The following is a 325-nucleotide window of genomic DNA, read 5'->3' on the forward strand; positions in this document are numbered from 1 at the left end:
TCGGAGGGCGACGAGGATATCGAATGTCTCGGCGAAAGCTTGTTTGGTCTGGTCGGTGATCAACTCTGGATTCATGCCCGTCGCCCGTGTGATGACTTTTGTCTTTGATTCCGGCAACATCAGTTTGAACTTTTTTTTTTTCGTGATGCGCGAGCGCGTCGCCCTGCACGGCGGCACCCTCACCGTCGGCCCGCAGACCGATGGGGGGTTCGCCGTAGTGGCCGACCTGCCGCTGACCACGGACGAGGCGGCCGAGGCGGCCGTCCAGCACGAGGGGGCATACCGATGACCGGAACCCGGCCGAACACACCGAGGATCAGGGTGC

The 325-nt window shown here is 62.2% G+C and carries 1 protein-coding gene; it reads left to right on the plus strand.

What is annotated here, in order from left to right; genetic code table 11:
- Positions 1–289 (plus strand): ATP-binding protein (locus EVJ26_RS14495; protein WP_236635612.1); only part of this gene is annotated, 289 nt, incomplete at its 5' end.
- Positions 290–325 lie beyond the last annotated feature (36 nt).

This window comes from Exiguobacterium sp. SH3S1, assembly GCF_004337105.1.
Classification (GTDB): domain Bacteria; phylum Bacillota; class Bacilli; order Exiguobacteriales; family Exiguobacteriaceae; genus Exiguobacterium; species Exiguobacterium aurantiacum_A.